The sequence below is a fragment of the Mesorhizobium sp. GW821-FHT04C10 genome (assembly GCF_059420305.1).
Map to the genome: position 1 here is coordinate 214903 of NZ_JBWKTL010000001.1, position 19724 is coordinate 234626.

Annotated in this window: 16 protein-coding genes; 9 read left to right on the forward strand and 7 right to left on the reverse strand. The window is 63.9% G+C overall.

Annotation, left to right across the window (positions count from 1 at the left end; genetic code table 11):
• Window positions 1-25 precede the first annotated feature (25 nt).
• From AC07UC_RS00990 to AC07UC_RS01010, 5 genes are all read left to right on the forward strand, one after another.
• On the forward strand, window positions 26-2827 hold the full coding sequence (locus tag AC07UC_RS00990; protein WP_140769922.1) for a [protein-PII] uridylyltransferase: 2802 nt from the start codon (window positions 26-28) through the stop codon (window positions 2825-2827).
• 172 nt (window positions 2828-2999) lie between these two features.
• Window positions 3000-4598: a murein biosynthesis integral membrane protein MurJ gene (gene murJ / locus AC07UC_RS00995; protein WP_494903501.1), complete on the forward strand. Its 1599-nt coding sequence runs from the start codon at window positions 3000-3002 to the stop codon at window positions 4596-4598.
• A 326-nt stretch (window positions 4599-4924) separates the two neighbouring features.
• On the forward strand, window positions 4925-5992 hold the full coding sequence (gene trpS / locus AC07UC_RS01000; RefSeq protein ID WP_140769925.1) for a tryptophan--tRNA ligase: 1068 nt from the start codon (window positions 4925-4927) through the stop codon (window positions 5990-5992).
• Window positions 5993-6274: 282 nt separating this feature from the next.
• On the forward strand, window positions 6275-6766 hold the full coding sequence (locus AC07UC_RS01005) for a universal stress protein (protein WP_140769926.1): 492 nt from the start codon (window positions 6275-6277) through the stop codon (window positions 6764-6766).
• A gap of 276 nt (window positions 6767-7042) precedes the next feature.
• Window positions 7043-7612 (forward strand): NifU family protein, encoded by a 570-nt coding sequence (locus tag AC07UC_RS01010; RefSeq protein WP_056570395.1) that lies wholly within the window; start codon window positions 7043-7045, stop codon window positions 7610-7612.
• Between the two features lie 167 nt (window positions 7613-7779).
• On the opposite strand, the gene AC07UC_RS01015 is transcribed toward AC07UC_RS01010, so the two are convergent.
• On the reverse strand, window positions 7780-8397 hold the full coding sequence (locus AC07UC_RS01015) for a L,D-transpeptidase (protein ID WP_140769928.1): 618 nt from the start codon (window positions 8395-8397) through the stop codon (window positions 7780-7782).
• A gap of 227 nt (window positions 8398-8624) precedes the next feature.
• On the opposite strand from AC07UC_RS01015, the gene cueR reads away from it, so the two are divergent.
• Window positions 8625-9038, forward strand: coding sequence for a Cu(I)-responsive transcriptional regulator (gene cueR, locus AC07UC_RS01020; protein ID WP_140769930.1), 414 nt, complete (start codon window positions 8625-8627; stop codon window positions 9036-9038).
• Window positions 9039-9759: 721 nt separating this feature from the next.
• Here cueR and AC07UC_RS01025 read toward each other — a convergent pair.
• Window positions 9760-10011 (reverse strand): hypothetical protein, encoded by a 252-nt coding sequence (locus AC07UC_RS01025; RefSeq protein ID WP_140771329.1) that lies wholly within the window; start codon window positions 10009-10011, stop codon window positions 9760-9762.
• 179 nt (window positions 10012-10190) lie between these two features.
• Here AC07UC_RS01025 and AC07UC_RS01030 point away from each other — a divergent pair, with 179 nt between their 5' ends.
• On the forward strand, window positions 10191-10691 hold the full coding sequence (locus AC07UC_RS01030) for an MmcB family DNA repair protein (RefSeq protein ID WP_494903505.1): 501 nt from the start codon (window positions 10191-10193) through the stop codon (window positions 10689-10691).
• 26 nt (window positions 10692-10717) lie between these two features.
• On the opposite strand, the gene nhaA is transcribed toward AC07UC_RS01030, so the two are convergent.
• The 5 genes from nhaA to AC07UC_RS01055 all read right to left on the reverse strand — a co-directional run bounded on the left by nhaA (window position 10718) and on the right by AC07UC_RS01055 (window position 17339).
• Window positions 10718-11911, reverse strand: a complete 1194-nt coding sequence (gene nhaA / locus AC07UC_RS01035; protein ID WP_494903507.1) for a Na+/H+ antiporter NhaA — start codon at window positions 11909-11911, stop codon at window positions 10718-10720.
• Window positions 11912-11942: 31 nt separating this feature from the next.
• Complete coding sequence (locus AC07UC_RS01040) at window positions 11943-12506, reverse strand: ActR/PrrA/RegA family redox response regulator transcription factor (RefSeq protein ID WP_140769944.1); 564 nt, start codon at window positions 12504-12506, stop codon at window positions 11943-11945.
• 64 nt (window positions 12507-12570) lie between these two features.
• The gene (locus tag AC07UC_RS01045; RefSeq protein ID WP_140769945.1) at window positions 12571-13902 is read right to left on the reverse strand and encodes an ActS/PrrB/RegB family redox-sensitive histidine kinase; all 1332 of its coding nucleotides are present in this window, start codon (window positions 13900-13902) and stop codon (window positions 12571-12573) included.
• A 26-nt stretch (window positions 13903-13928) separates the two neighbouring features.
• The gene (gene hrpB, locus AC07UC_RS01050) at window positions 13929-16391 is read right to left on the reverse strand and encodes an ATP-dependent helicase HrpB (protein WP_494903510.1); all 2463 of its coding nucleotides are present in this window, start codon (window positions 16389-16391) and stop codon (window positions 13929-13931) included.
• A gap of 57 nt (window positions 16392-16448) precedes the next feature.
• Window positions 16449-17339 carry a DMT family transporter gene (locus AC07UC_RS01055; protein ID WP_140769947.1) on the reverse strand — a complete coding sequence of 297 codons (891 nt, stop codon included), beginning with the start codon at window positions 17337-17339 and terminating at the stop codon, window positions 16449-16451.
• A 27-nt stretch (window positions 17340-17366) separates the two neighbouring features.
• Here AC07UC_RS01055 and AC07UC_RS01060 point away from each other — a divergent pair, with 27 nt between their 5' ends.
• Window positions 17367-18065 carry a PIG-L deacetylase family protein gene (locus AC07UC_RS01060; protein WP_494903512.1) on the forward strand — a complete coding sequence of 233 codons (699 nt, stop codon included), beginning with the start codon at window positions 17367-17369 and terminating at the stop codon, window positions 18063-18065.
• Window positions 18066-18298: 233 nt separating this feature from the next.
• On the forward strand, window positions 18299-19630 hold the full coding sequence (locus AC07UC_RS01065; protein WP_494903514.1) for an ABC transporter substrate-binding protein: 1332 nt from the start codon (window positions 18299-18301) through the stop codon (window positions 19628-19630).
• Window positions 19631-19724: the final 94 nt, after the last annotated feature.

Genomic DNA, 19724 nt, shown 5'->3' on the forward strand with positions numbered 1-19724 from the left:
CAAAAGGCAAGGCCGACCGGTACCTATGGCGAAAATCTCCCTGAAGCTCGATGAACTGATCGATGGCGAAGCCTTGCGCCGCGAGATGACCGCGCTGACGGACGCCACGGCCGGCGACGGTTCCGGGCAGGCCGCCCGCGCCGGTGTGCTCCAGCTTCTCAAGGCCCGCCTCGCCGAAGGCCGAAAGATCGCCGAGGCCATGCTGAGGCAAGATGGCGGCGGCAACGCCTGCGCCGAGCGGCTGTCGCATCTGATGGATGAGCTGATCCGGGCGCTCTACGATTTCGCGGCGACACATGTCTACCGGGTGAAGAACCGCTCCGTGGCCGAACGCATGGCCGTTGTCGCCGTCGGCGGCTATGGCCGCGGCACGCTGGCGCCGGGATCCGACATCGACCTCCTGTTCCTGCTGCCCTACAAGCAGACGCCGTGGGGCGAACAGACCGTCGAATACATGCTCTACATGCTGTGGGACCTGGGCTTGAAGGTCGGCCACGCCACCCGCAACATCGACGAGTGCCTCAGGCTGTCGCGCACCGACATCACCATCCGCACCTCGATCCTGGAAGCGCGCTTCCTGTGGGGCGAACACAAGCTCTATGACGAGCTGATGCTGCGCTTCGACCACGAGGTGGTGCGAACGACCGGCCCGGAATATGTGCAGGCCAAGCTCGCCGAACGCGACGAGCGCCACGCCAAGGCCGGCGAAAGCCGCTACCTGGTCGAGCCCAATGTGAAGGACGGCAAGGGCGGCCTGCGCGACCTGCAGACGCTGTTCTGGATCGGCAAGTATTTCTACCGGGTGCGCACCGGCGAGGAACTGGTCGAGAAGGGTGTTTTCACCGATGCCGAGTACCGGGAGTTCCAGAAGGCCGAGGACTTTCTGTGGGCGGTGCGCTGCCATATGCATTTCCTCACCGGCAAGGCCGAGGAGCGGTTGCATTTCGACATCCAGCGCGAGATCGCCGAGCGGCTGGGCTACACCACCCATCCCGGCCTGTCGGCGGTCGAACGCTTCATGAAGCACTACTTCCTGGTGGCCAAGGATGTCGGTGACCTGACCCGCATCTTCTGCGCCGCGCTGGAGGAGGAGCAGGCCAAGCATGTGCCGGGGTTCAATCGCATCTTCCTGACCTTCCAGCGCCGCAAGCGCAAACTCGCCGGCACATCGGACTTCATCGTCGACAACCACCGCATCAACATCGCCGACGATCAGGTGTTCGAACGCGATCCGGTCAATCTGCTGAGACTGTTCTGGTTCGCCGACAAGCACGGGCTGGAGTTCCACCCCGATGCGCTGAAGCTGCTCACCCGCTCGCTCGGTTTGGTCAACAAGTCGCTGCGGCGCGACGAGGAAGCCAACCGGCTGTTCCTCGACATACTGACCTCGGACCGCAACGCCGAACTCAACCTGCGGCGCATGAACGAGGCCGGGCTGCTGGGCCGGCTGATCCCGGATTTCGGCAAGATCGTCGCCATGATGCAGTTCTCGATGTACCACCACTACACGGTGGATGAGCACCTGATCCGCTGCATCGGCGTGCTGGCCGAGATCGAGCGCGGCGACGGCGAGAAGATCCATCCGCTGTCGCATTCGCTGATGCCGGGCCTGAAGAAGAGCCGCGAGGCGCTCTATGTCGCCGTGCTGCTGCACGACATCGCCAAGGGCAGGCCGGAAGATCATTCCGAGGCCGGCGCCCGCATAGCGCGGCGCATCTGTCCGCATATGGGGCTGTCGGCGGCGGATACGGAAACGGTCGCCTGGCTGGTCGAAAACCACCTCGTGATGTCGATGACGGCGCAGACGCGCGATCTCAACGATCGCAAGACCATCGAGGATTTTGCCTCGATCGTGCAATCGGTCGAGCGGCTGAAACTGCTTTTGATCCTCACTGTCTGCGACATCAGGGGCGTCGGCCCAGGGGTGTGGAACGGCTGGAAGGGCCAATTGCTGCGCACGCTCTACTACGAGACCGAACTGCTCCTGACCGGCGGCTTTTCGGAAGTGTCGCGGGCACAGCGCACCGCGGCGGCGCGCGAACGCTTGGCCGAGGCGCTCGCCGACTGGCCCGACAAGGCCCGCAAGCGCTATGTCGGGCTGCATTATGAAAACTACCTGCTGGCCGTGGATCTGCCGGACCAGCTTCGCCACGCCGAATTCATCCGCGAGGCGGACGCTGCCGGCAACAGGCTCGCCACCATGGTCAAGACCCACCAGTTCGAGGCGGTGACCGAAATCACCGTGCTGGCGCAGGACCATCCCCGTCTGCTCTCGGTCATTGCCGGGGCGTGCGCCGGTGCCGGCGGCAACATTGTCGACGCCCAGATCTTCACCACCTCGGACGGCCGCGCCCTGGACACGATCCTGATCTCGCGGGAATTCGACCGCGACGAGGATGAGCGCCGGCGCGCCGAGCGCGTCGGACGGCTGATCGAGGACGTGCTGTCAGGCAAGAGCTGGCTGCCGGAGATGATCGAGAAGCGCACCAAGCCAAGGCGCGGGTCCAAGGTGTTCAAGATCCCGCCGCGCGCCGAGATCCGCAACACGCTGTCGAACCGCTTTTCCGTCATAGAGGTCGAGGGGCTCGACCGCCCTGGCCTGCTGTCGGAGATCACCGGCACGCTGTCCGACCTGTCGCTCGATATCGCATCGGCGCACATCACAACCTTCGGCGAGAAGGTCATCGACACCTTCTATGTCACCGACCTTACCGGCCAGAAGATCGACAGCCCGGCCCGCATCGCCACCATCCGCAACCGGCTGATGGCGACGCTCGAAGGCATCACGCCCGAACGCGGCGGCAAGGCCAAGGCGGCCGCCGAGTGACTGCCATCCCCACCTTGTCCCAATCCCTGGAGCTGTTCACCGTTTCACGGAAACGGCGAACAGCTCTAACTCTTTGTTTTAACACAGTTCCCAAGGGCAATGCGCTATGCGCTTTGCCCGGGAAAACCGCTCACAGTTTTCCTGGAATTGCTCCAAGGCAGTCTTCAAACGCATGAGCCTCGTCAAGAAATTCGCTACCGTCGCTTCCGGCACGCTGATGAGCCGCGCGCTGGGTTTTGGCCGCGAGATGCTGATGGCGGCGGCACTCGGCACCGGACCGGTCGCCGACGCCTTCAACGCCGCTTTCCAGTTTCCCAACACCTTTCGCAGGCTGTTCGCGGAAGGCGCCTTCAACGCCGCCTTCGTGCCGCTGTTCGCCAAGGAGATCGAGACGCATGGCACCGACGGCGCCAAGCGTTTTTCCGAGGAAGTGTTCGGCGTCCTGTTCTCGGCGCTGCTAGTGCTGACCATCGCCATGGAGCTGGCGATGCCACTGATCGTGCGCTATCTAGTGGCGCCCGGCTTCGCCGACACGCCGGGCAAGTTCGAGACGACCGTCCGGCTCGCGACGATCATGTTCCCCTACCTGATCTGCATGTCGCTCGCGGCCATGATGGCGGGCATGCTGAATTCCCTGCGCCGCTATTTCGCCGCGGCGATCGCGCCCGCTTTCCTCAACATCATCCTGATCAGCGTGCTTGGCTACGCCTGGTATCATGGGCTGGACGCACATGCTGTCGGGTTCAGCCTGTCTTGGGGCGTTCTGGCGGCGGGCATCGTGCAACTCGCCATTGTCTGGGTGGCGGTGCGCAACGCCGGCATCTCGATCGGCTTCCGCCGGCCGAAGATGACGCCGAACGTAAAACGCCTCCTTATCCTGGCGCTGCCGGCGGCGATCACCGGCGGCATCACGCAGATCAACCAGTTGATTGGCACCGCGATCGCCTCGGCGCAGGACAGTGCCGTCTCCTCGCTCGCCTATGCCGACCGCGTCTATCAGTTGCCGCTCGGTGTCGTCGGGGTCGCGGTGGCAATCGTGCTTCTGCCGGAACTGTCGCGGGCGCTGAAGTCAGGCAATCTCATCGAGGCCGCCAACCTGCAGAACCGTTCCGTCGAGTTCACCTTGTTCATGACCTTGCCGGCGGCCGCCGCACTCTGGGTGATGTCGGAGCCGATCGTGCGGCTGGTCTATGAACGCGGCGCCTTTGCCGCCAACCATTCGACGCCGACAGTGGCGGCGATCCTGGCGATCTTCGGCCTGGGCCTGCCGGCCTTCGTGCTGATCAAGGCCTTCACCCCGGGCTATTTCGCCCGCGAGGACACGCGCACGCCGATGATCTTCGCCGCGATCTCGGTGGCGGTGAACGTCACCACCGCGCTGACGCTGTTCCCCAGAATGGGCGCACCCGGCATTGCTGTCGCCTCGGCCGTGGCCGGCTGGGTCAACGCGCTGATGCTGCTTGCCGTGCTGATCCGGCGCGGCCACTGGGGCCGCGACGTGGCGCTCCTGAAGCGCATTCCCCGGCTGGTTCTGTCGGCGGCGGTGATGGCGGTGGCGCTGTATTTCGCCGAGCATTGGCTGGCCGTCAGGCTCGGCCCCGGTTCGCCGCTGGTCGTCAAGGCGACGACGGTGCTGACGCTGGTGGCCGGCGGAGCGCTGCTCTACTTCGTCACCGCCTTTGCCACCGGTGGCGCCGATTTCGGCATGATCCGGCGCAATGTCAAACGCAAGGGACCAGCGGCGCCTAAGGAACAGTCTCCAGATCAGTAAGCCTAACGGTGGCGGCGTCGCCGACAAGCATCAGTCTTCGCCAGACAATTCGTCGTAGACCTGGCGCGGCAGTGGCGGCGTCTTTCTCCCCGTCACTATACGGGGAGAAATGTCCGGCAGGACAATGAGGGGCGGCGCGCACCTGTCAGACTGGAAAACAGGCGCAACAAGCGCGACGCCCGCATTGAACAAACAATTCAGCCTGAAGCAATGGCGCTGCGGGCTCTCCTGCCTCTTGATCCTCCCCACACTCTCGTTCATAAGCGCGCCGTCGAAAAGACTTTCGCCGCGCGCGAAACGGCCCTCCACAAGCCCTGAGGAACCCCATGTCCGCCTTCAAGCCCCTCGTCTTCTCCGGCGTCCAGCCGACCGGCAATCTGCATCTCGGCAACTATCTCGGCGCCATCAAGAAATTCGTCGCCCTGCAGGACACGTCCGACTGCATCTATTGCGTCGTCGACCTGCATTCGCTGACGGCACAGCTCGTCCATGACGACCTCGCCGACCAGACGCGCTCGATCACCGCCGCCTTCCTTGCGTCCGGCATCGACCCCAAGAAGCACATCGTCTTCAATCAGTCGCGAGTGATGCAGCATGCGGAGCTTGCCTGGATCTTCAATTGCGTCGCGCGCATCGGTTGGATGAACAAGATGACGCAGTTCAAGGACAAGGCCGGCAAGGACCGCGAGAATGCCTCGCTGGGCCTGCTTGCCTATCCCTCGCTGATGGCTGCCGACATCCTGCTCTACCGCGCCACGCATGTGCCGGTGGGGGAGGACCAGAAGCAGCATCTGGAACTGACCCGCGACATCGCCCAGAAATTCAACAATGACTTTTCGAGCCGCATTGCCAGCCTTGGCGTCGGCGTCGAGATGCAGGTTGGCGAGGAGACGGTGAACGGCTTCTTCCCGATCACCGAGCCGGTCATCGGCGGCCCGGCGGCACGCATCATGAGCCTGCGCGATGGATCGAAGAAGATGTCGAAGTCGGATCCGTCGGACCTGTCGCGCATCAACCTGACGGACGATGCCGACACCATCTCGAAGAAGATCCGCAAGGCCAAGACCGATCCGGAAGCCTTGCCGAGCGAGGTCGACGGGCTGGAAAGCCGGCCGGAAGCGGAAAACCTGGTCGGCATCTATGCGGGCCTGGCCGAGATTTCGAAAGCCGACGTGCTCAAGGAATTCGGCGGCCAGCAGTTTTCGGTGTTCAAGCCGGCGCTGGCCGACCTCGCGGTGGAGAAGCTGGCGCCGATCGCCGGCGAAATGCGCCGCATCCAGGGCGACCGCGCCTATGTCGACGCGGTGCTCAGGGATGGCGGCGAACGCGCCGGCGTGCTGGCCGAAACGACCATGAAGACGGTGCGCGACATTATAGGCCTGCTGCAGGGCTGATCCCGGCGTCGGTGCACTGCATCGACACTGGCACAAGGCCGGCCGCTTGCGGCCGGCCGAAGCGGGTGGCAGATTGCGGCCGGCCGAAGCGGGTGGCAGATTGCGACCGAAAACACACTCGTGTCTCTGATTTTGAAATTCGCCAGAGTTGTAATGCGAATTTCAAAATCAGGGACACGAGCAAACTATTGATTTCTAGTGTCGTTTTTGATTTCGAAGTTCGCTCGGGGCGAGATATCGAAAGCAGGCGAACTTCGAAATCACGACACCAGGTAGATAGACATGGTCTCCAAACGCCTTAGCCGCGAAGCCGGTCATCGCAGGAAATTCCTGACGATCATCGACGACACGCCCGAGTGCGAGCGTGCCGTCGCCTATGCCTCGAAGCGGGCGCTGAGCACCAGCGGGACGCTGGTGCTGCTCTATGTCATCGTGCCGGACGATTTCCAGCACTGGCTGGGCGTCGAGAAGATCATGCGCGAGGAGGCGACCGCAACGGCGCGCGCGGCTCTCGACGGCTATGCCAACAAGGTGCGCCAGAAGCTCGGCATCGAGCCGGAAATGGTGGTGCGCGAAGGCAAGCCGACGGAAGAGATCCACAGGCTGATCGAGGAAGACCAGGATATCGCCATCCTGGTGCTGGCGGCAGGCGCCGGCAAGGAAGGGCCGGGACCACTGGTCGGTGCCGTTGCCGGCAAGGGTGCGGCCTTCCCTATTCCGGTCACGGTTGTGCCGCAAAACCTTTCGGACGAGGAGATCGACAGCCTCGCTTGAGATGTATTGATATTCAGGTGATGCCGGCCTGCGAATGACAGCTTCCTGCGCTTCCGGTGCTCACGTACTTCAAGTACGCTCCGCTCCGGTTCTCGGAAACCACCATTCTCGACTCGGCCTGACCTGAATCTCAACACATCTCCCGTGAGTGCACGGTGAGCAAAAACATTCCGCCAGCCAGCCGTTCGGGCGACGCGTTTCGCTTGAATGTCCAGCCAATAGAGCCTATTTAGAACTATTCCAAACTAGTTGCCCGAAATGGGCACGGAGACGGCCATGTTCATCCAGACCGAATCGACGCCCAATCCGGCGACGCTGAAATTCCTGCCCGGCAAGGAAGTGCTCCTGGAGGGTACCGCCGATTTCCGCGACGCCGATAGCGCGGCCACGGCCTCGCCGCTGGCCGGCCGGCTGTTCGAAATTCCCGGCGTCACCGGCGTCTTCTTCGGCTATGACTTCATCACCGTGACCAAGGATGGCCCCGACTGGCAGCATCTGAAGCCGGCGATCCTCGGCGCCATCATGGAGCATTTCATGTCCGGTGCGCCGGTCATGGCCAAGACCGGCCCGGCCGCCGAGACCAGCCAGACCGGCGAATTCTATGACAAGGCGGACGAGGAACTCGTCATCACCATCAAGGAACTGCTCGACACACGGGTGCGTCCGGCAGTGGCCCAGGACGGTGGCGACATTACCTTCCGCGGCTTCGAGAACGGCACGGTGTTCCTGCACATGAAGGGCGCCTGCGCCGGTTGCCCATCATCGACGGCGACGCTGAAGCACGGCATCCAGAATCTGCTTCGCCATTTTGTGCCCGAAGTGCAGCAGGTCGAGCAGGTCGCCTGATACTTTCCGCGCGCCGCCGTTTCGGCCTGCGGGCGCGACCTCAAAACATCCTGTTCGTGAATAACAAAAAACCGGGCCGAATTGCCCGGTTTTCTGTTTGGGACGTCCGTTGTTGCCTAGACGGTCCGCGCACGAAAGATTTGACCCTGATCCTGAGATCAGGATGCTTACATCACGATGACCTTGGCGCCGACCGAGGCGCGGTCATAGAGATCGATAATGTCCTGGTTCATCAGCCGGATACAGCCAGACGACATCGCCTTGCCGATCGAATTCCATTCCGGGCTGCCGTGCAGGCGGTAACCCATGTCGCCGCCCTTGTTGAAGAGATACATCGCGCGCGCGCCGAGCGGGTTCTTGAGGCCCGGCTCCATGCCGTTGGCGAACTTCTCCAGTTCGGGCTGGCGCTTGATCATTTCACGGGGCGGCGTCCAGGTCGGCCATTCGCGCTTCAGCGCGATATGAGCAGTGCCATGCCACTCGAAGCCCTCGCGGCCAACGCCGATGCCGTAGCGGATCGCGCGGCCATCACCCTCGACGAAATAGAGGAACTTGTTCTGCGTATCGACGATGATGGTGCCCGGCTTTTCCTTGGTGTCGTAATTCACTTCCTGCCGGTGATACTGCCTCGGCACTTTTTCGATCGGGATGCGCGGCAGCTGGTAACCAGCGTCGGTCACCGCGCCGTAGTCGTTTGAGAAAATCTGCCCGCCGATGGTGCTGCAACCGGCGATAGCAGTGGACAGCGCCAATGCGGCAATTATTGCGAGCGACTTCATGCGCATGTGATGATCCGGTGCCCTGCCCAAACGCCAGCGGCACGAGTCGGCCGCTTTCTCTCCATCATTCATGCTGGCATTTGCTTTGCTTGCCAAGCACACGATGCCTATATCCGTGGCCTTACGTGCTGGTAAGCGTATCAGTATGGCATTTCGGCAACAGCCTTCACCAGATTGTGAAGTAAATTCAATGGGCCTGAACCGCGCGGGCCACAGGATCGAGGATCTCCGCCATGAATGTCGGCGACGCCGCCCACCGTTCAGGACTGCCAGCCAAGACCATCCGCTACTATGAGGAGATCGGCCTGATCGCGCCCGCGCGTGCCGCCAACGGCTACCGTGATTATTCCGGCGACGACGTCCACCGGTTGGCCTTCCTGCGCCGCGCGCGCAACCTCGGCTTTTCCATCGACGATTGCCGTCAGTTGATGGCACTCTACCGGGATCGCGGCCGCGCTAGCGCCGACGTGCGCGAGATCGCCGCCGCCCATGTCACGGCAATCGAGGAGAAGGTGCGCGAACTGCAATCCATGCGCTCGACGCTGCAGAAGCTGATCCATGCCTGCCACGGCGACGACAGGCCGGACTGCCCGATCCTGGATGACATGGCGGGGACGGCGGCGGGAGCCGACCAGGCGTTCGGCTGACTGGAACATCTCCGCCGTCCTGCCGCAGGCCATGCCCTCGCACTCAAGCCTAAAGTGCAGACCCTTTCGATCTCGCTCGTCTATCGTTTCAATGCCGACGAGGCGAGAGGCAGCGCCTTGCACGGCGGCAGCGATGTTTCCGCGAAACCATAGCAGGCAGGGGATTTCTGGCCGGCCGAGGGAGGCGCTTTCCATCGGCCGCCGCGTTGAATGCCATCATACGCAATCTGCTCGCACGGTTCGGTCGACCAGGGACTTCAGTCTTATTTGCGCAGTTGCTAATATATATGTAGGTTAGTCCTCGCGGGGATAATCATACCCAACGCCCAAACCCGCAATGGCCGGCGCAGCCCCCCCTATAGACCCAAAGCCAAACTGCGCCGGCCATTCCGCCAGCCACTTTCCCTAACGTCAGGCCTTATATGCTGAATAACTAAAGTAATGGAACGTCCAATGGACATTGACGGAACCAAAACGGTAACGTCAGACCTTTGCTTTTCTGGCGCAAGACTTTAGTCCTGCCGTCCTATGGTTAGGATCGGAAGTTGATCGAGGCGAGATAGGGCCGTCTCGCAACAGGTCAATACCAGACTGCACTTGACCGGATTATGGCGTGATCGCGGAAGGCCGCTCACGGTCCAACGGGTCTGTCAAATATGCAATCGTTCGGCACAAGGGGATATGCGGTTGACAAACCAAGCTTGCGAACTCGGCGAATGCCTTAATCCTCGGCCAGTTCCAACCGAACTCGCTGCCATTCTTCCCAACAATTTTCTGGATCAATATCGAGATAGCCTCGCGACTCGTCCACCCGCCTGGCGTCTTCCTGAGTGAGCGCAATGGCCGGACAGCTATCACGGATTTGGATGACCTCATCCTCTGTCAAAGGGGTTCCCTTTGCTCTCTCGCGATTGAGCAAGGTCGCTACAAGACTGGGGATGGGATAAATAATGAGGTTTCCGTTCTCGCTCATCGTTGCCCCTGACTGTCCGTCCCTTTGCGGACGCTTCCGGCCACCAGTTCCTTTGCCTGAGAAACGCGCATGTTTCCAGGTAAGCCTTTGTGATCGGGCGAATAGCGCGATTCTGACAATCCTAATCGCCCGACACAAACGGGTTCAAACCGTGAACAGAATCTGGCATGGTGCTTGTCATGCCAATCATCTCTCCCATCGCAATCAACCCTCTCATCGACGGTCGCCAGTCGGAACGCGCCATGCTGGTGCGCCGTGGCGTGCAGCGGCTGCTCATGGAAATGGGCGCGCATGTGCTGCCTGAACTGTCGCTGGCCACCGGCCGCCGCGCCGACCTCGTGGCACTGACCCGTCAGGGCGATATCTGGATCATCGAGATCAAATCCTCGATCGAGGATTTCAGGGTCGATCGCAAATGGCCGGACTACCGGCTGCATTCCGACCGCTTCTTCTTCGCCACCCATCCCGGCGTGCCGGCCGAGATATTTCCGGACGAGTGCGGCTTCATCCTGTCCGACGGCTACGGCGCCGAAATCATGCGCGATGCGCCGGAGCACCGCATGGCGGCGGCGACGCGCAAGGCGCTGATGCTGCGGATTGCGCGCGCCGGTGCCTCGCGGCTGCTGGCGGCGGAACTGGCCGGCGTCTCGGTGCCGACTCTGGAAGGGGAAAGCGAGTAGTTCGCGGGCCTTCACGGCATCCGCCGCTACTCTTCACCGCCCTCCGCTCCAGCAGCAGGCGCCATCAGCAGCACGGCGGCGCCGAGGATGGCGGCGATGAAGGAGCCGGCGAGAATGCCGACCTTGACCGCGTCCTGCAGGGCCACGTCGCCGGCGAAGGCAAGCAGGCCGATGAACAGGCTCATGGTGAAGCCGATACCGCAGAGCAGCGAGATGCCGAGCATGTGTGACCAGCCGGCATGGGCCGGCAGGTCGGCCAGGCCGAGCCTTATGGCAAGCGCGGACGAGCCGAGCACACCGACGAGCTTGCCGACCACCAGGCCGGCGGCGACACCCAGCGTCAACGGCTCGATCAGCGCGCCAAGGCTAAGGACGGCGAGCGAAACGCCGGCATTGGCAAAACCGAAAATGGGGATGATGACGAAGGGCACGATCCTGTGCAGGCCATGCTCCAGCCGGTGCAGCGGCGAATGGTCGAGGTCGTGGCCGATCCCGGCGGAGCGTTCGAGCGGGATGGTCAGCGCCAAGGCGACGCCGGCAAGCGTGGCGTGGATACCCGATTTCAGCACCAGCACCCACAGGATGGCGCCGAGCACGAGATAGGGCACCAGCGTCATCACCCGCATGCGGTTGAGCACGACGAGCACGGCAATGACGGCGAAGGCGGCGCCGAGATAGGCCAGCGACAGGCCGCTGGTGTAGAAGATGGCGATGATGATGACGGCGCCGAGGTCGTCGATGATGGCGAGCGCGGTGAGAAAAACCTTCAGCGAGGCCGGCACGCGGCTGCCGAGCAGCGACAGCACGCCGAGCGCGAAGGCGATGTCGGTGGCGGTCGGGATCGCCCAACCGGGCAGTGCGGCTGAATTGTTGCGGTTGATGGCGACATAGACCAGTGCCGGAACCAGCATGCCGCCCGCCGCCGCGATGCCAGGCAGGACGCGGCGCGGCCATGTCGAAAGCTGGCCGTCCAGCATCTCGCGCTTGATCTCCAGCCCGACGAGCAGGAAGAACACCGCCATCAGCCCGTCATTGATCCAGTGCGACACGCTGAGCGGGCCGAGATAGGCGTGGAGCACGGAGAAATAGGTTCCCGACAGCGGCGAGTTGGCGACGATCAGGGCAAGGGCCGCCGCCACCATCAGGATGATGCCGCCGGCCGCTTCGCTATCGAGAAATTCGCGGAAGACGGAAACCGGCCGCTGCTTCAAATCCTGCATGTCGCCTCCGCCTGGTCACCCGGCCTGCCGCTCAGCGCGGTGCGCGCTTGGCCAGTATCCGCTGCAGCGTGCGGCGATGCATGTTGAGCCGGCGCGCGGTTTCGGAAACGTTGCGCTCGCACATTTCGTAGACGCGCTGGATGTGCTCCCAGCGAACGCGGTCGGCCGACATCGGGTTTTCCGGGGGCGCGGCGCGCTCGCCCGAGGTGCGGGTGAGCGCGGCAAAGATGTCGTCGGCGTCGGCGGGCTTCGACAGATAGTCGACGGCACCGAGCTTCACGGCGGTCACCGCGGTGGCGATGTTGCCGTAGCCGGTCAGGATGATGGTGCGGGAGTCCTCGCGCTTCTCGCGGATGGCGGCGACCACGTCGAGGCCGTTGCCGTCGCCGAGCCGCATATCGACCACGGCGTAAGCCGGCGGATTGGCGCGGGCCTTGCCCACGGCCTCCTCGACGCTCTCGGCGGTCTCGACCACGAAGCCCCTGGTTTCCATGGCGCGGGCCAGACGGGTGAGGAACGGCTTGTCGTCATCGACGATCAAAAGCGAGGTGTCTTCGCCTTCAACCATTGCGCCACTATTTTCATCGCCTGTCATCGTCTTGAAAATTCCTGCTGCCTTAATTTTACGCAGATATAGTTTTGCGCCGCTATTGTCCAATTTATGCAGTGTCAAACATGGTGGCAGGGGCCGTTTCCGGGTTCAGGAAGACTGTTCTCGGCCACGAAATCTGCACCACGGCGCCCTCGCCCAGGCCGCTTGAATTGCGGAAATCCAGCGCGGCACCCGAGCGCTCGAGCAGTGTCTTGGCGATGAACAGGCCAAGCCCAAGGCCTCCGCCGGCCTCGGTGCCCTGACGTGTCGACATATAGGGCTCGCCGATGCGATCGATGATCTCGGGGGGAAAACCAGGCCCGTCGTCGATGATCGAAAAGGTGACGGTCGCCTCGTCCCAGCTCCAGCGCACGGTGACGCTCTTGCGGGCGAAATCGACGGCGTTCTCGACCAGATTGCCGAGGCCATAGATGACGCCCGGATTGCGGCGCCCGACCGGCTCGGGCCCGGTGCGCTCGCCCGGGCGAAGCTTGATCGAGATGCCGAAGTCGCGATGCGGCGCGGTGACCTCCTCGACCAGCGAGGTCAGCGGCAAGCGGGAAAGATGCGCCTCGCCCTCGGACGACAGGCTGGTCAGGCGCTTGAGAATTTCGCGGCAGCGCTCGCTCTGCGAGCGCAGCAGCTTCACGTCTTCCCCGTATTTCGGGTCGCTGCCGAGCGCCTTTTCCATCTCCTTGGCGACAAGCGTGATGGTGGCGAGCGGCGTGCCAAGCTCATGCGCGGCGGCGGCCGCCAGGCCGTCGAGCGCCGAAAGGTGCTGCTCGCGCTGCAGCACCAGTTCGGTGGCGGCAAGCGCATTGGCCAGAAGCCGGGCTTCGGCGGCCACCCGGAAGGCGTACATGGCCGTGAAGGCGATCGAGGACAGCACCGCCATCCACATGCCGGCGACATAGATGAAGGGCATCACCAGCGGCGCGCCTTCATACCAGGGCAGCGGCAGATGGATGAAAACCAGCAAGGTCGCCGCTATCATCACCAGCCCGCCGAGAATGGCGGTCAGGCGCAAGGGCAGCGACGTCGCCGAGATAACGACGGGCACGGTCATCAGCAGCGAGAACGGATTGGTCAGGCCGCCGGTCATGTAGAGCAGGCCGGCAAGCTGCAGGCTGTCGAAGATCAGGATGCCGAAAGCGGCGAACGGGGTGAGCCGGTGCGCGGCCGGAAAGCGGAACGCCAGGAACAGGTTCATCCAGGCAGAACAGGCGATCAGCGCGAAGCACAGGCTGACCGGCAGCGGGAATTTCAGGCCATAGGCGACGACGAGCACCGCCACGCTCTGGCCGACAATGGCAAGCCAGCGCAGCCGGATCAGCGTGTTGAGACGCAGCCTCTGACTTTGCTGGAAATCGGGCGCACGCAAAACATTGATCATGGCCATGGATTACAGCCGCAGGAGGACAAGCGCTAGGTCCCGCGCGGTTTTGCGCGAGCGGTGGCCGTGGCGAGCAGTGGATTCTCCGGCCAGACATGCTTGGGATAGCGCCCGCGCATGTCGGCGCGCACGTCGGCCCAGGAGCCGCGCCAGAAGCCGGGCAGGTCGCGTGTCGTCTGGATCGGCCGGTGCGCCGGCGACAACAGTTCGAGCGTCAGCGGCACCGTGCCGTTGGCGATCGAGGGATGGCGGTCGAGGCCGAACAGCTCCTGCACACGAACCGCTAGCACCGGCCATTCGCCGTCATAACGGATCGGCACATGGCTCCCCGACGGCGCGTCGAAATGCGTTGGCGCCAGCGCATCGACCTTGCGCTGCAGGTCGTGCGGCACGAGCGAAGCCAGGCCGGCCGAGACAACACCGGAATTGATGGCGGCCAGGGATGCGGCACCTGACAAGAAGGGCAGCAGCCAGTCGTCGAGGCGCTCGATCAGCGCTTCATCCGACATATCGGGCCAGGGCGACCCAAGGCCACGGTGCAGCCAGGACAGTCGCTGGCGCAGCGTCTCGGCCTCCTTGCTCCAGCTCAGCAGCGACAGCCCGTGCTCGCGCAAGGCGTCAAGAATGGCGCGGTCAGCCTCGGTGCCTGAGGGAGCGGGCAGCATGCGCTCCGCGAGCGTGATGGCGCCGAGGCGAACAGTCTCGCGCACCCGCACGGCGCGCCGGTCGCGATCGAAGCTCGTTTGCCGGCGCGTTTCGATCCGGTCGGCCAGCGTGGCGCGGATGTCGTCCTCGCCGATTGCGGCCGCCGCGGCGATGCGCGCGTTCTGCGCCTTGCCCTGCAGGTCGGCGACAACCAGGAACGGCTCGCCCGCCAGCGGGTCGGCGGCATCGAGCATGGCGCCGGAGCCATTGGCCAGCACGAAGCGGCCGCGCTCGCCGCGCGCCTTGGCGACGCGGTCCGGCCAGGCGTGGATGAGCAAGGGACCAGCAGGAACAGCCGCGCTATCCTTCTGGCCGCTCGCCTGTCTTGCCAACCGCTCCGCTAGCTGCCGCGCGGCGACGGCGCGCGGCGATCTTTCCGCGCGAAAGCGCATCAGCCGCCGTTCGAGGTCGGCGCCGTCGCCACCAAGGCCGCGTTCGGTCAGCAGTACGGCCACCATAGCCGCTTCGCCGGCATGGCCGCTCTTCGCCGCCTCGGCGACCATATGCGCCAGCCGCACCGGCAGAGCGAGCTTGCGCATGGCCATGCCCGCTTCCGTCAGGCGGCCTGCCTCATCGATGGCGTCCAGCGCGCGCAGCAGCACCCTCGCCTCGTTGAGCGCCAGCGCCGGCGGCGGATCGAGGAAGGCGAGCGCCGTCGGATCGGCGACACCGAAGGCGGCGCAGTCGAGCAGCAGGCCCGACAGGTCCGCCTCGAGGATTTCCGGCGGCGTGAAGGCGGGAAGCGCCGCCGTCTGTTCGGCGCGCCACAGCCGGATGGCGACGCCGGCTTGCGTGCGCCCGGCGCGGCCGGCGCGCTGATCCGCGGAAGCCTTGCTGACGCGCACGGTTTCCAAGCGCGTCAGTCCGCTCGCCGGCTCGTAGCGCGGCAGCCTCGACAGGCCGGAATCGATGACGACGCGCACGCCGTCGATGGTGATCGAGGTTTCGGCGATGGAAGTTGCCAGCACCACCTTGCGGCGGCCGGACGGCGCGGGCTTGATCGCGGCGTCCTGCGCCTTGCCGTCGAGCTGGCCATAGAGCGGCACGATGTCGGTGTCGGCGCCGACCCTGCCGGCCAGCCGCTCGGCGGTGCGCTCGATCTCGCGCTGGCCGGGCAGGAAGGCAAGCACGCTGCCGCTTTCGTCGGTGAGCGCCGAGCGGATCGCCTTGGCCATGGCATCCTCGATCGGGACACCGGCCGGCCGTTCGTCGTAGCGGATATCGACGGGGAAGGCCCGGCCCTCGCTTTCGATCACCGGCGCGCCCGACAGGAGCCTGCCGACGCGGGCGCCGTCGAGCGTCGCCGACATAACAACAAGGCGCAGGTCCGGCCGCAGCGCATCTTGCACGTCGAGTGCCAGGGCAAGGCCGAAATCACCGTCGAGCGAACGCTCGTGGAATTCGTCGAAAATGACCGCCGAGACACCGGGCAGTTCGGGATCGTCGAGGATCATGCGTGCCAGCACACCCTCGGTGACGACCAGGATCCTGGTCCGGGACGAGGTGCGGTTCTCCATGCGCATGGCGTAGCCGACCGTGCCGCCGGGCTCCTCATCAAGCAATTCGGCCATGCGCCGCGCGGCAGCGCGGGCGGCGAGCCGGCGCGGTTCGAGCAGAACGATCCGGCCGGCTCCCAACCAGGACGCGTCCAGCAGCGCCAAGGGCACCAGCGTCGTCTTGCCGGCGCCGGGCGGCGCCACCAGCACGGCGCTGTTGCCATTGCCAAGCGCTTCGCCGAGCGCCGGCAACACAGCTGTGACCGGAAGCTCCGGCAACGGTTTCGTCTTCATCGCGCCCGCATATCAGCGGTCCCGGTCGCCGTGCAACTTTATCGCGCTAACGCCTGGTCAAAGCCGGGTGCGCGAAAACGGGTTCCAGCGCACCGTGCCGAGCCTCGCCTCCTCGCGCACCATCGTCAGCAGGCCGGAGGCACCGACAACCGCGAGGCCAACCAGCGACAGCCAATCGGGATATTCCTGGAAGAAAAGCGCGCCGAGGATGACCGCCCACACGATCTGCGAATAATGCGTCGGCGCGATCCGGTTGGCGGGCGCGTATTTGGCCGCCAGGAGCTGCATGAGTTGCCCGCCGGCGGTGAAGGCGCCGGCCATCGCCAGCCAGACAAGCTGCATGGCATTCGGCAAGGTGAAGGAGCTGGCGGCGGCGCCAGCGCCGTTGAACAGCAGGCCATAGCCGACAAGCACGCCGAGCATCGATGTGCGCTTCTCCTGCTGGGCGAGCGACCGCAGCAGGATGACGCTGGCCGCGGCGAGAAAGGCGTTCACGAAGGCGGCCAGATGGCCGAGGTTCAATTCGCGGAAACCCGGCCGCACCACCAGCATCACCCCGGCAAAGCCGGCGACAACGGCCAGCCATCGCCAGGGGCCGACCTTCTCCTTCAGGATGACGGTGGACAGGATGGTGACCAGCAAAGGCGCCAGGAAGATCAGCGCGTAGACTTCGGCAAGGGGAATGTGAGTGAAGGCATAGACGCTGAGCACCCCCGACGCGATGCCGGCCAGGGCCCGCGCCTGCACGGCCCATGGCCGCTTCATGCGCCAGAAATCGCGCCAGCGTTCACCCGCGGGGCGGCTGAAGAACAGGAAACAGCCGGCGAACAAGGTGGAGAAGAAGCCGATCTCGAAGACGGTGAACTGCCCGCCCAGGCTCTTGATCACGGCATCGCTGCCCGAATAGCTTGCATAGGCGATCAGGGCGAGCAGGATTCCGTTCGGCACGTTTTTCCATTTCCGGGAGAGAGTAGCTTGAGAATATTGGCGCTCGGCGCGCATCCGGACGACATCGAGATCTTCATGTTCGGTACGATGGCCGCCTATGCGGCGCAAGGCGCAGAACTCACTTTTGCCGTGGCCACGGATGGTGCCAAGGGGGGCAAGAGCGATGCCAAGGTCCTCGCGCGTCTCCGTCGCGAGGAAGCGACGGCGGCGGCGGCGCTGCTTGGTGCTGCACCGCGCTTCCTCGACTTTCCCGATGGCGAACTGGTGGCCGATGCGACGCTGATCGGTGCGCTGAAGGCGCTTGTACGCGAGACCGGGCCGGACCTGGTCATCACGCACGCGCCCAACGACTATCACGCCGACCATCGCGCGCTGTCGGACGGCGTGCGCATCGCGGCCTCGTTCGCGGTTCCGGTGCTGCATGCCGACACGATGGGCGGCACCGGGTTTGCGCCGACGCACTATGTCGATGTTTCCGCCTACCGGGATATCAAGACGCAGGCGATCCGCGCGCACCGCTCGCAACGGCCCGAGCAATATGTCGACCGGGTGCGCATCCAGAATGAATTTCGCGCCGGCCAGTGCAACGGCCTCCCCGGTTCTCTGGCCGAGGCCTTTCGCTTCGAGCCGACATTTCCCTTCGCCGACATACGCGCCTTGCTGCCCCCCGCGCCGCCGGTCCGGCCGGTGACGCCACAGACGAACGTCATCGGCGAGGCCAACTGAGCGGCTGCCGGAAAACCATCCGGCGGTCATTTCCCAACGATTTCAATCACCCGTTTCGTCATGTTGCGGCGCAGCAACGAATTCGCTTGCCTTGTTTAGTAAAAATTGCATCACTAAACAAATTACTAAACATCCGCGGTGCCGAGACACCGCCGTGTTTGGGCCTCTGAGGAGAGAGGTTCGAGGGCTCTTGAAACCGTCATCCGGGCGCGTTTCGCAAATGGGAGGAAGACATGAAATCGAGCTTGAAACTGGCGTTGGGACTGGCCTCGGCGATTACAGCGTCGACAGCCGTGTCGAACGTCGCGCACGCTGAAGACCTGACGCTGTGCTGGGCCGCCTGGGACCCGGCAAACGCGCTTGTCGAACTGTCCAAGGATTTTACCAAGGAAACCGGCATCGGCATGAAATTCGAATTCGTGCCGTGGACCAACTATGCCGACCGCTTCCTCAACGAGCTCAACTCGCACGGCAAATTGTGCGACCTGATCATCGGCGATAGCCAATGGATCGGCGGCGCGGCCGAGAACGGCCACTACGTCAAGCTGAACGACTTCTTCGACAAGGAGAAGATCAGCATGGACGACTTCGTGCCGGCGACCGTCGTCGGCTATTCGGAATGGCCGAAGAACACGCCGAACTACTGGGCGCTGCCGGCCATGGGCGACGTCGTCGGCTGGACCTACCGCAAGGACTGGTTCTCCAAGCCCGAGCTGCAGAAGGAATTCAAGGAGAAGTATGGCTGGGATCTCGGCCCGCCGACCACCTTCGACCAGCTGAAGCAGATCGCCGAATTCTTCCAGAAGCGGCAGATCGACGGCAAGACCGTCTATGGCGCCTCGATCTACACCGAGCGCGGCTCGGAAGGCATCACCATGGGCGCCATGGATGTGCTCTACAGCTACGGCTTCCAGTATGAGAACCCGAAGAAGCCCTACGAGATGGAAGGCTTCGTCAATTCGCCCGACGCGGTCAAGGGCCTGGAATTCTACAAGGCGCTCTATGACTGCTGCACCCCGCCGGGCGCCTCCAACAGCTACATGGGCGAAGGTGTCGATGCCTTCAAGTCCGGCCAGGTGGCAATGCACATGAACTTCACCTTCACATGGCCGGGCCTGCAGAAGGACGAGAATGTCGGCGGCGACAAGATCGGCTATTTCGTCAATCCGAAGGGTCCCGGCGGCGCACGGTTCGCACAGCTCGGCGGCCAGGGCATTTCGGTGGTTTCCTATTCCGACAAGCAGGAATCGGCGCTGAAGTACATCAAGTGGTTCGCCAACAAGGACGTGCAGGCCAAGTGGTGGTCGCTTGGCGGCTACTCCTGCCTGAACGCGGTGGTGAAGGACCCGAAGTTCCCGGCCAGCCAGCCCTACGCACAGGCCTTCCTCGACTCGATGGCCATCGTGAAGGACTTCTGGGCCGAGCCGAGCTACGCGCCGCTGCTGCAGGCCTCGCAGAAGCGCTTCCATGATTATGTCGTTGCCGGCCAGGGCTCCGCCAAGGATGCGCTCGACGGCCTGGTCAAGGACTGGACCCAGGTGTTCCAGGATGACGGCAAGATGTAACCGGCTCCTCCCGAGCTAGGACCCCGGAGCCGGATGATTTCAGGTCGAATCGACCAGGGATCATCCGCCTCCGGCCTCAACGAGAGAGAGCATG